This window comes from Psychrobacter sp. CX97 (assembly GCF_057396285.1).
The window spans coordinates 168,143-180,342 of record NZ_JBXYJE010000003.1; the positions used below are offsets into that span (position 1 = coordinate 168,143).

The 12,200-nt window shown below is 40.6% G+C and carries 10 protein-coding genes; 4 read left to right on the forward strand and 6 right to left on the reverse strand.

What is annotated here, in order from left to right; translation table 11 throughout:
• Positions 1-169: 169 nt before the first annotated feature.
• Both rnr and AC2SLL_RS03730 read right to left on the reverse strand, forming a co-directional pair.
• Complete coding sequence (gene rnr, locus AC2SLL_RS03725; protein WP_486530330.1) at positions 170-2,473, reverse strand: ribonuclease R; 2,304 nt, start codon at positions 2,471-2,473, stop codon at positions 170-172.
• A gap of 463 nt (positions 2,474-2,936) precedes the next feature.
• Complete coding sequence (locus AC2SLL_RS03730) at positions 2,937-3,158, reverse strand: HP1242/YdcH family protein (protein WP_486530331.1); 222 nt, start codon at positions 3,156-3,158, stop codon at positions 2,937-2,939.
• 415 nt (positions 3,159-3,573) lie between these two features.
• On the opposite strand from AC2SLL_RS03730, the gene ahpF reads away from it, so the two are divergent.
• The 3 genes from ahpF to AC2SLL_RS03745 all read left to right on the forward strand — a co-directional run bounded on the left by ahpF (position 3,574) and on the right by AC2SLL_RS03745 (position 8,158).
• Positions 3,574-5,166: an alkyl hydroperoxide reductase subunit F gene (ahpF, locus tag AC2SLL_RS03735; RefSeq protein ID WP_486530332.1), complete on the forward strand. Its 1,593-nt coding sequence runs from the start codon at positions 3,574-3,576 to the stop codon at positions 5,164-5,166.
• A gap of 444 nt (positions 5,167-5,610) precedes the next feature.
• Positions 5,611-7,065: an alanine/glycine:cation symporter family protein gene (locus tag AC2SLL_RS03740; RefSeq protein ID WP_486530333.1), complete on the forward strand. Its 1,455-nt coding sequence runs from the start codon at positions 5,611-5,613 to the stop codon at positions 7,063-7,065.
• Between the two features lie 304 nt (positions 7,066-7,369).
• Entirely contained in the window at positions 7,370-8,158 is a 789-nt protein-coding gene (locus AC2SLL_RS03745; protein WP_486530334.1) for a helix-turn-helix domain-containing protein, read from the forward strand.
• A 45-nt stretch (positions 8,159-8,203) separates the two neighbouring features.
• Here the strand turns inward: AC2SLL_RS03745 and AC2SLL_RS03750 are convergent, their stop codons facing one another.
• Positions 8,204-8,977: a glutathione S-transferase gene (locus AC2SLL_RS03750; protein ID WP_486530335.1), complete on the reverse strand. Its 774-nt coding sequence runs from the start codon at positions 8,975-8,977 to the stop codon at positions 8,204-8,206.
• A gap of 419 nt (positions 8,978-9,396) precedes the next feature.
• Between AC2SLL_RS03750 and AC2SLL_RS03755 the strand changes: the two genes are divergently transcribed.
• On the forward strand, positions 9,397-10,269 hold the full coding sequence (locus AC2SLL_RS03755; protein WP_486530336.1) for a LysR family transcriptional regulator: 873 nt from the start codon (positions 9,397-9,399) through the stop codon (positions 10,267-10,269).
• Between the two features lie 33 nt (positions 10,270-10,302).
• On the opposite strand, the gene AC2SLL_RS03760 is transcribed toward AC2SLL_RS03755, so the two are convergent.
• The 3 genes from AC2SLL_RS03760 to AC2SLL_RS03770 all read right to left on the reverse strand — a co-directional run bounded on the left by AC2SLL_RS03760 (position 10,303) and on the right by AC2SLL_RS03770 (position 12,115).
• On the reverse strand, positions 10,303-11,082 hold the full coding sequence (locus AC2SLL_RS03760) for a dienelactone hydrolase family protein (protein ID WP_486530337.1): 780 nt from the start codon (positions 11,080-11,082) through the stop codon (positions 10,303-10,305).
• Positions 11,083-11,381: 299 nt separating this feature from the next.
• Positions 11,382-11,714 carry a protein tyrosine phosphatase family protein gene (locus AC2SLL_RS03765; RefSeq protein ID WP_486530338.1) on the reverse strand — a complete coding sequence of 111 codons (333 nt, stop codon included), beginning with the start codon at positions 11,712-11,714 and terminating at the stop codon, positions 11,382-11,384.
• Positions 11,715-11,788: 74 nt separating this feature from the next.
• Complete coding sequence (locus tag AC2SLL_RS03770; RefSeq protein WP_486530339.1) at positions 11,789-12,115, reverse strand: protein tyrosine phosphatase family protein; 327 nt, start codon at positions 12,113-12,115, stop codon at positions 11,789-11,791.
• Between the last annotated feature and the right edge of the window lie 85 nt (positions 12,116-12,200).

Sequence of the window (12,200 nt, forward strand, 5' to 3'; positions counted from 1 at the left end):
TTCCGGCGTTTTAGATCTATTTAAACAAATTTCACATTAAAAAAATGCATTGTATGGGGATAAAAAAAGAGTTGCACAGTTTCCTGTACAACCCTTATCGTCTGCCGAAAAGTTAAATGAGTAGTGCCAAACCTTCTGAGCATTTACCATTCAACCATTTAACCTACTACTAACTGTCGGTTTTTGGCTTACTCTTGCCTCTACTGCGTGAACTACGACGGCGTGAGGGCTTCTTGTCTCCACCCTCTTTGGTAGCGGCCTTAGTAGGTTTAGAAGAGGTTTTCTTACTTTGATTCATAGCACTTGCTTTAATCTTAGCCACTAGCTCAAAGTCAATTTGCAATAAGTCCATATTCACACCAGCGACCTTAACGCGCACAAGATCGCCTAAGCCAAATAAGTTGCCTTTATCTTTACCAATGAGCTGCTGTTGCTTTTCATCATAGACGAAGTAGTCTTGGCCAACATTAGAGATGTGTACAAGGCCATCAATAAACAAATCAGTCAGGGTAATAAACAGTCCAAAACTGGTTACCGTGGTAACAACGCCGTCAAACTCATCGCCCACATGATCTTTCATGTAATGGCATTTGAGCCAGCCTTCAACAAAGCGAGAGGCTTTTTCGGCACGGCGCTCGGTGTCTGAGGTTTGCTGACCGGCTTCTTCTAACGAGAAGTCCATATTTGGCTGCTTCGCGCCCGTGACTTTTGCTTTAATTGCACGATGCAACATGAGGTCAGGATAACGACGAATTGGCGAGGTAAAGTGAGAATATTCATCGTAGGCAAGGCCAAAGTGACCAATATTATCAGGCGCATAGTTGGCCTGCATCATAGAGCGTAATAGCATACTGTGAATACTTACCGCATCTGGACGTTCTTTGGTTGCTTCGATAATACGTTTATAGTCCGCTTGAGTAGGGCTTTCTTCTGGGAACCCAATGCCAAAGTTTTTGGCGTATTCATGGACTACTCGTGATTTTTCATCACTTGGCTTATCGTGGTTACGATACAATACCGGCAGTTCATTTTTTAATGCGAAGTTTGCTGCTGATGTATTAGCCAGTAACATAAGCTCTTCGATCAACTTATGGGAGTCGCCACGAGTACGGGGAACAATTGCGTCTATGCCCCCCTCTTCATTAAATTTAATATAAGTTTCAGGCGTTTCAAATTCCATTGCATGACGCTGTTCACGCTTTTGAACCAGTACTTTATATAGCTGATGCATGATATCAATAGATTTTTTAACGTCTTTATTACTGGTTAATGAGTCAGGCACATTTTGTAACTCATTATCAAAATATGCATTTACTTGATTGTAAGTCAAACGGGCTTGTGAGTGCATTACAGAAGGGTAGAATTCATACCCTGTCACATTGCCGGCACGAGACAGCTTAATATCCGCTACCATACATAAGCGGTCAACCCCTGGGTTTAGTGAGCACAGTCCATTAGACAATACTTCTGGCAGCATAGGCACAACATGATGTGGGAAATAAACCGATGTGCCACGTTCAAAGGCTTCATGATCAAGCGCAGAATTTGGGGTCACATAGTGGCTAACATCAGCAATGGCGACGACCACACGGTAGTTGCCACCAGAGCGCTTCTCAGCATACACGGCATCGTCAAAGTCTCGTGAATCCTCTCCATCGATAGTGACCATGGGTAAGTGACGAATATCTTTGCGACCTTTTATCTCTTTTTCAGAAGGTTCGGAATAACTGTTGGCCTGCTTTAATACTTTGCTACTAAATTCGTGCGGAATATCATAGTTAAGTAGGGTCGTTTCAATGATAACTTCGCGATCATTTTCATCATCCATGACTTCAACAATTTTGCCCGTAGCAAATTCGTGCTGATTAGGCCAGTCAATAATGTCAACCTTAACAGGCACGCCAGGTTTTGCTTTTAAAGCCGCAACATTCTCCTCAGTAACCGTAATAGGCTGATGGTTATTAGGGCTGGACAGAGTAACGGTGAACCCCTCATCGTCTTTTTCAAGTCTGCCAATAAACTGTGCTTGTGAACGCTCAGTTACCTCGAGAATACGACCTTCGGTACGACCACGATGATCTGTTGAAGTTGCTATGGCATCGACAACATCACCATTAAATACCCAGCGCATTTGCTTTTCATGTAAAAACAAATCTGGCATGTCATCTAGCACCACAAAACCAAAGCCTTTAGCATGTGCTGACACTGTTCCAGAAACAACATCTTGCTTAGTCACTGCACGATATTTGACGGGATTGCCGTCACGATTTATTTGGCCATCGCGTGTCATGGCTTTTAGTCGGTTACCTAGGGCATCAAATTGGTCGGTATTATTGATACCAAAACTTTCGGCTAATTGTTTATGAGTCAACTCGCCCTTATCAACCAAGGTCTGTAAGATAAGCAGACGGCTTGGAATGGGGTTGTCATAATTCTGTGCTTCTTGTTGTGCGTTTGGATCGTTCCAGGTCATAGAATACCGTTTCTTTTTTATTAGATTAATTTAAATAATATAAGTGTGATGTAAACTTAGGGGTACACTCTTAATGTCTGTTCGTATACGACTAACTTAATGGTTAATAGCTAATATGGAAGTGCCATACTTTAGCTTGTCTCATTATTGTGCGGATAAAATACAAGTTAGCAATCTGGATTAAAGCGGTCGCGTATCAGAAATGTAGATGGCGATTTGATAGTGATGCTAATATATAATCGTATCTTACCATAAATCATTGGGTAATAAGTATGACCCAATAAGGAGGTAACTGGTATCAAAGGTCACAAAATGACTCTTAATGATTGTTAAATAAGCGTTCGCCTGAGAACATATTGTTTCTGTTAGCCCTAGTTTGACATATTTCTATGCCAAAGAGCCTTATCAAATGATAAGGCTCTTTGCATCAAAAAAACAACAGCTAAACCACGTGTTTTTATTGTTATTTACTTTTCTCTTCTAAGTATTTACCAATTTGGTCTTTTAACGCAAGCTTACGGCGTTTCATTTCTTCAATTTCATCTTCACGGCTGACTGATTTAACCACGTCATTTTCTAGTTTATCAATCTCTGTATCAAGCTCATTATGCGCATCAAACATCTTTTGAAAGTGAGCATCTGATTGTTTTAGCTCAGTAATTAGGTCGCGGTGTTCGTGGAACATATCAGTATCCTTATTGGTTCAGTTGAATAAGTGTCATAGGAGTCTAGCGCAAAAAGTAGTGACTGCCATAATCCTATTAGACCAGTGAGAAAATTATCTCCTAGTCAAATTGTAACCAAAATTAGTGAGATTGACCATGCTTGAATGAACTAAATTTGTGACATCAGATTATAGGGTTATTGAAACCCTATAAAAACTACTGATTAAATGCTATATCAATAGTGGAGTATAAAAACAAATTAATGGATTTATAAAACATCATGAAAAATTAATATTGTTCAGTTTTATAAAACTGAGTCTTTGAGTTTCTCAGATTGTAGTTTACAGTTGGAGTTACGATAATAAAGCTATCTATTATATAGTGCATTAAATGATCATTTTTATAATCAAATTATTCTTATAAGAGGATTTAAATATGTTAGACCAAAGTTTATTAGATGCGGTTAAAAGCTACAGTGACAACATGACTCGTCCAATCAGTTTTGTCATTGGTAGTGCCAATGATGATAGCAACCATGAAAAACGTGCCGAATTGGTTGACTTTCTAACTCAAATTGCAGGCACAACTGATAAAATTAATTTTGATGTGAGCAATACAGATGACCGCTTACCTAGCCCAATCAGCTTCAAGATTACAACCGAAGGCGATGATGTTGATAATGAAACGGGTATCGTATTTAGTGGTATTCCAGGCGGTCATGAGTTTACATCGCTAATCTTAGCGATCCTGCAAGCCGGTGGACATACGTTAAAGCTTGATGACAGCATTCAGAAAATGGTTAAACGTATTGGTCAGCCATTACAGTTCCAAACTTACGTATCATTATCTTGCCATAACTGTCCCGATGTGGTGCAGGCATTAAACCAGTTTGCGCTGCTTAATGACGGTATCAGCAATGAGATGATCGATGGCGGCTTATTCCAAGAGCAAGTCGAAGCCAACAACATTCAAGGCGTACCAGCCGTATTTTTGAATGGCAAACCTTTCTTAAATGGTAAAGTGGATACGGCTCGCATTATCGATAAGCTGCAAGCAGAATACCCAGATTTATTAAATGCGGCGAGTGCCGATGACCAAGAGCAGTTAGAGCGTCAAGATGTTACCGTTATTGGCGGTGGTCCAGCAGGCGTGGCATCAGCGATTTATAGCGCCCGTAAAGGTTTAAAAGTCACTATCATTGCTGATCGTATCGGTGGACAGGTGAAAGATACCCAAGCAATTGAAAATTTAATCTCTGTACCATTAACCACGGGTAACGAGCTGTCAGCTAACTTTGAAAAACACCTTAAAGAGTACGACATTAACATCAAAGAGCACGTCAGTGTTAAAGAGCTGTCAGAAACTGAAGATGAAAACTACACCATTCATCTGAATACCGGTGAGCAGTTTGATACTCGCAGTATCATCATCGCAACGGGTGCGCAGTGGCGTAAGTTGAACGTCCCTGGTGAAGAAGAAAATATCGGTAGCGGTGTTGCGTATTGTCCACACTGTGATGGCCCATTCTTTAAAGGTAAAGACATCGCGGTTATCGGTGGCGGTAACTCAGGTATCGAGGCGGCATTAGACTTAGCAGGTATCGTGAAAAACGTTACCGTATTTGAGTTTGCTGACAGCTTAAAAGCGGATCAAGTATTGATTAACAAAGCCAAAGAGACTAAAAATATCAACATCATTACCTCAGCGGCTACCAAAGAAATTAAAGCAGCTGACGGTAAAGTAACATCCATTGTGTATGAAGACCGTACATGTGGCGAAACCAAAGAACAAGACTTGTCAGCGGTGTTTGTGCAAATTGGTCTGGTACCAAACTCTGAGTTTGTTAAAGGGTTTGTCGATGTTAACCGCTTTGGCGAAATCGAAATCGATGAAGCTTGCCGAACAGATCGTAAAGGTATCTTTGCGGCGGGCGACGTGACTACCGTACCGTTTAAGCAAATCAATATTGCAATGGGCGAGGGTAGTAAAGCGGCGTTATCCGCATTTGAATACCTTGTCATGCAATAAGCGGCAGTTATACTTATTTATGACTCCCTACAGAGTGGGTAGCGTGTAGCGAAGCTCTACCCACTCTGTTTGTATAAAAAGTCTAGTGTTAAGCTAAAAACCACCGTAGCGGTAAGCTTTGGTGGTTTTTTATTGTGTAAAAAAAGCTTGATAAAACGTTATAAAATCTACTGACGATATTTGAATATATACCTATTCCAAATTTTGTTATAATCTCCAACTTTGTTTTTGCTTAACAAACGTAGCAATCATAAAGTTGGCTTAATAAGCAATGATGAGTAATTGATTGATAAGGTATTATGAGTTTTAGGTTACTTAATTAAGTGCTGACTATAAAAGGTATTTAAAGACCTATATTAGATGTATATTAATTTACCTTCCTGACTCTTTCATAAAATCGTTTAGATGATTCAGGACTTATTTTAAAAAGGAAGGAGCGTAACGATGGAATTAATTCAAGCATTTTTCTCCAAAGTAGGTGATTTAACGTGGGGCTGGTCGCTTGTTCCAATGCTGATTATTTTCGGACTATTATTTACCATTGTCGGAAATTTTGCCCAGTTTAGATACTTTAAACGCATGTTTTCGGTTTTTCGTAATGAAGAAATTGGCGACGATGGCATTAGTGCTCGTCAGGCGTTGCTAGTCTCTATTGGCGGACGTGTGGGTGGGGGTAACATTGCTGGTGTTGCGGTTGCTATTTCACTAGGTGGCCCAGGTGCTGTATTTTGGATGTGGGTTGTTGCCTTAGTGGGGATGATGACCAGTATTGTCGAGTGTAGTTTAGCGCAGTTATATAAGCGCAAAGATCACGAAGGTAACTTTCGCGGTGGCCCTGCAACCTATATTCTGCATGGGTTAGGCAAAGACTATAAATGGCTTGCGGTCATTTATGCTATCTCCTTATTATTATCTTTCTCGGTTGGTTTTATTGCTTTCCAAGGTAACACTGTAGCGGGATCTGCATTAGAGAGCTTTGGTATCGAGCGTTGGATTTCTGGTCTTGTATTAGTCGCTGCTGGTGGGTTTATTGTTTTTGGTGGTATTAAGCGTATTGCCAAAGCTGCCGATATTGTTATTCCTATCATGGCCTTAATTTACTTGGCTATGGCCGTTATTATTATTGTACTTAATATCACAGAACTACCCAACCTCATAGTCATGATTGTGAAAAATGCCTTTGGGTTTGAATCTGTCGTTGGCGGTGGTATTGGTGTGGCAATCGAGCAGGGCATGAAGCGTGGCTTATTCTCAAACGAAGCAGGTTTAGGTTCGGCGCCAAACATCGCTGCCACCGCTTACGCCACGCACCCTGTTAGCCAAGGTATCTCGCAATCTTTATCTGTATTTATAGATACAATATTAGTATGTAGTGCCACAGCATTTATGATTTTGTTAAGCGGTGTCTATCAGCCGGGTGTGGAGGTTGATGGTATCGTGCTGGCTCAGCAAGCCTTATCGAGCGAGCTTGGAGATTGGTCGCAATATATTCTGACTATCTCATTATTATTATTTGCGTTAAGCTCCATCATGTATAATTATTATATGGGCGAAAACGCAATCAACTTCCTTGTTAAAAAGAATATCAAAACAGCTACTTTTCTCCTACGTGTGGTGGTGGTTATAATATTATTCGTTGGAGCAGCGGCGCCAACGGCTACATCGGTATTCTTCTTTGCTGATCCACTAATGGGTGTACTGGCGCTAGCAAACTTATTGGCACTGATTATGTTGTTCCCACGTGCTAAACGCTTGCTTGATGACTTTGCCGGTCAGCTAAAAGCAGGTGTTAAAGTGCCGTTATTTGATGCTCAAGAGTATGAAAAATTAGATATTGATTTAAGTGCTTGGGGTAAAAAAGCGGTACAAGAAGCGAAAGCTATGAAAGAAGACTCCTAACTTAAGTTTATCTTTGTTTTTCAAAAGCCACCTTAGCTAGAATTAGCTTGGGTGGTTTTTTTTGTAGGTTTTGGCGCAGATTTTGCTTTTCGCTACTCAAGGCTAAACCGATTTTTAGGGTAACGGTCATTGTATATGTGAACACGGTGTCGCTTTATAACTGTATCGCTTTATCATAACGAGGAGCAGTCATCAGCAGGTTATATTAATGAGTTAGGCTATCAAGATTGTTAATTATATAATATATTAAGTGTTACTCTTAACAGCAACAGACTATAAATTTGGTTATTGATAGGCAGTCATCGTGAATAGACTTGAAGTTGATAAAGTATGTGAGTATATCGATGATTTTTATCACTATGAAGGTGCCTTTCCAGACGCACATACCTTAGCACAACGGTTTCATTACAGCCCTTCGCAGTTTAGTCAATTGTTTAAGTCTTACATGCAGTTGTCTGTTCGAGAGTATTTAGCGTCCAAAAAAATTGAGATAAGTATAAAGTCTATACTCAAACAAAACTCGGTAACGCATGCATTAAATGAGGCAGGATATACCAGTACCAGTAGTTTTTCTCACACCTTTAAACAATGCACTGGACTCTCCCCACGAACTTATAAACGCAACATTCATTCCCTACAAAAGTTTGTAGAGTCATTTTATTCAAATAATTATCAAACCGTGATTCGCTATAATCCACAAAATAGTCGAAAGCCTAATACTCACTGTTTAGCCAATTTGAAGATAATTGATTCCAATAAAAGACAGTCAGCACTATTTTATAATCAAACAATAAACGCCAAGTTACGAATTAAACTTCACGCCCAAAGTCAGCATTCTATTACCTTTGTTGGTCTATATGAAAAAGCTATTCCAAGTGGTCCACCTGCTGAGGGGTTAGCGCTATTCGGGATTGATGACGTCTCCATACTTTATATGCCACCCGGAGAGTACTATGTCATGGCATGCGAGCTTCGACTGAATACCAACCCGATACACTATTTTGTATTAGATTCTGCTAAACGTGCGATTTTCCGTCAGCCTATTAGATTTCCTATCACTCAAAACCAAACCATTGAATTGACATTATATTAAAAAACCACCCCTGCAAGCCAAAGTTAAGGAGGTTTATTTAACCAACTAACCCCCCAATACTCCCTCCACAGCCAAAATATCCCCTGCCTCATCTTGATCAATCTTTCGTGTTTCTTGTAAAGCTGCCTCACGCCACTGCCTCATATATGGATTGTTCAGCATAACGTCTATATATTGATGAGTGGTTGGTCTTAGAGTAAAGCCTGAATGTTCAACATAGCTCTGTAAGCGAAAAATAACAGGTGCATAAAACGCATCGGCAATGGTGAAGTCGCCAAACAAATAGTTATTTTGACTGTTCTTATAAGCGTCGCTACCCAAACAGTGCGCAAAGATATCTTCGATGCGATTAAGGTCAGCCAAACAAGTATCACTTGGATTAATTTTAGCCGTTGCCCGAATGTTCATTGGCATCTCATTACGAACACCCATAAAGCTTGAGTGCATCTCAGCAACGATACTTTGGCAAAAGACACGCTGTTTTTGTAACGTTATATCTTCGTTACTCAGAGAGGATTTGTTTTTACCAGACCAAATATCTAAGTCAGTAAGATAATCATTGGCAAATAAACCGATGGCTAGGCTGTCAGTCATGGCGAGGTGTTGGTAAGCATTAGGATTCTCTGTGTCTCGATTAGTAACCAATACAGGCACTTTACCCGTGGATGAGTATTTAGCGAGTGTTGGGGTGGCAGAGGCATCAAACAACTGAATAAGCTGTTCGTTGAAGTTAATCTCAAACCCTTTAAGCAATAGCCATGCTCGTAGTGACCAAGAGGAGTAGTTTTTATTACCGATGATAAGTAGCGGTGTGTTCATAACGATTTTCCTTATGTGATGGATATCCCTTTTTAGCCTTTTTAGAGCACTGAGTTATACAGGCAACTGAGCTATAAAGGTAAGAGGGGTTTAGCCAAGATATGAGCGTAAAGCTGGATGTGCTACAAAATTAAAGTGATTAGTTAACTTGGCTAAGGATTTTAGTATGTCGCAGTTGTCGTCATTGAACAAACGCAAAACTCTGATAGTACCTATCAGATATTCGAGGAACAGGATAGTAAATATTAGGGGTTTGGCTGTGCTAAAGTAGGACTATAGTCGTAGGCAAACTAAAGAGCTACAGCGTTAACCTCACTAAGCCTACTAGAGTAGTACTTGCGTTCGGTTGCCTTGTATCTCATTTAGTTGCCTATGACTATAAGTCATTTAACAAAGTCGGTCTAAGAAGTTGAAAAATTATGGATATAGAAGCGCTACGCTGTTTTATTGCGGTGGTGGAAACGGGTAGTTATTCGCAAGCGGCAAAGCAGGTGCATCGTAGCCAAAGTGCGGTCAGCCAAAAAATGCAAAAACTGGCGGAGCAGACAGGCAAGACATTATTTATAAAGGCAGGTAGAGCGCTTGAATTAACCGAAGATGGCAAGTTTTTGCTGGGATACGCCCGTCATATTATTAGTCTTCATGATGATATGATACGCCAAATGAAAGAAAGTCAGCAAATTATGCGCCCGTTGCAATTAGGATGTCCTGACGATTATGCCGAGTTGATATTGCCTAAAATTGTGGCCTCAATACAAGCCATTGTGCCCAACATGCCCATTCAAATTCATTGTAACAACTCGACTAACTTACAAGACATGTTGGTGGCGGGTACGATTGATGCGGCGATTGTTTCTCGTTCGGCCGCAAAGGTAGCGGGGCAGTATTTAGAAAAAAGTGACGGGGTGTGGGCATTTAATGGGGACAGCGATAAACTGGCAGAGGCGTATAGAGCTTTAGGGAGTGTGCCATTGGTTTTGTTTGAGAAAAGTTGCCATTTTCACCATGCTGCGGTGCAAGGGTTAAGCCAGCTTAATGTCAGCAGTCAAGTGGTGTGCAGTAGTAACAGTGTGGGTGCTATCCGCAGCTTGGTGTTGGCAGGACAGGGAATAACCGTGGTAGCTAAAAGTAGTGTGAGGGGGATGTCGATATTAACAGGCGCCAACAATCCGTTGCCGTTTACGTTGCCAAAGTTGCCTAGCGTGATTATTGAGATGGTGATAGCGGCAAACGCCCATCCAAATTTTGGACGGGCGCAGTTGCTTGAGGTTTGTGAGGGTTATGCCAATTAACCTGTAGTCGCTTAGGTATGGTCAGAAGGGCGTTTACTCATATAAATTATCTAAAAACTCTAAATAACGCTGCCATGAGCGTTTATCGGCACGTTCGTCGTAAGACTGCGCCTCAAAGTCTGTAAACGCATGTTTAGCCCCGCTATAGGTAATCATTTCATGAGGTACATTCGCGACCTCAAGTGTTTTACCAAGCGTGGTAAAGTCCTCAAAGGGCACAACTTGATCGGCGGTTCCATGAAAAACTAAAATCTCGCCTTTGGTATTGTCATAATTTTGATGGGCAGGTGTCGCAAGGTCACCATGAAACGGTACAAAGGCTTTTTGGGGGAAACCTGACCTTGCAAGCTCAAGTGCGGCACTGCCACCAAAGCAGTATCCCATGGTTACCCCTTCACGTACATTATTACCTTCCGCTTGACCCGCATTTAAAGCACCTGCAAGCAAATGGCGCATTTTATTGCGGTCATTATATAACTCCCCAGTGAGCCGTTTTTTATCTTCTAATTCAGTAGGTCGAATGCCTTGTCCATAAAGATCTGCTGCCAATACGTTATACCCTTCGGTAGCTAACATGTCGGCACGCTTACGCTCATAATCGGTTAAACCGTCCCAATCATGAATGAGCAGGATAAAAGGTGCATTTGGGGTATCCGCCTTGGCGTAATATCCCTCATAGGTGTTATTTTCAACAGAATAAGTGACGTTTTTACTGGTTATGGCGGCTGCAATTTGGCTGGTACTTAATGTCATTAGACCAACGGCTACGTTAATAAGCAGTGTTTTAAATGGGTTGTTTAGAAGACTTGACATAACAGCTCCTTTTTTATTTTAAGGCATATTTGTTTTAGGGTATTCCTCATTTAAGGGCGGTTGAACATTCAAAAAATACTCATTGCCACTGACATGTTTGACGGTTCAATAGACCCTAGAGTATGAGAGTAAAAATGAGATAGAGTATCGTCAAACATGGGTGGTTTCGAACAAATATAAGACATATTTGCTAGAAATCAAACAAAGTTTAGCGGGGATTTAACTATTTTTAATCCATAAAACTGTCAATTACTTTGAATAAGGATACGCCTTAGTCAGCCTTTAATAGATCAGATGATTCAATCGTCTAATAGGTCCATTTGTTTGGCCGCTTCATATAGACCGTTCGAGCGGTTACCCGTGCGGCAAAACATCAAAATTGGCTGCTCAGCTTGATTAAAGTAATCAGCAAATGTTTCTACATGTTGCTGGGTCAATGCATTGCCGGCAAATGAAATTTCTTTATAAGCAAGCCCTGCTTGTTTGGCAGCGGCTTCGATTTCGCTACTTTTAGGTTGGTCGGGTGCTTCACCGTCTGGACGGTTATTAATGATGGTTTTAAAGCCTTTAGCAGCAATATCTTGAACTTGTTCTGGGGTCATTTGACCGGCAAAACTAACCTGATGCGACATAGTGAATCCTTATTTTGATTGAGTAAATGGGGATGCTTTAATTAAACATTCAATAAATAAATTTATGATGAAATCTACAGTAAACCTTGCATCATTGCACTTTGATAGAGCAGTTTAGCTCGATTGCCTGTACCGCAAAAAAGCATAATAGGCTTTGGAAGCTGATGATAATATTCAGCAAACTTTTTAATCGTATCTAAGCTTAAGCGCTCACAGTCATAAGGCAGATAAGCATATTGCAACTTTGCCTGATGCGCTGCCTCATTTAGAGTGTTACTTTTAGGTTGGTTTGCTACCTCGCCATCGGGGCGAATGTTAATAAGAGAGCGATAACCAAGCTCGCACAGCTTTGTACATTGCGAAGGGTATATTTGCTTATAAATGGTAATTGATTCAGTCATGGTTTATACGGCTTTATAGGTGTCAATAAGAATTATATACTAACATTTTTGTTTCATTATCTATTGCCCAATTAAGAATATATGT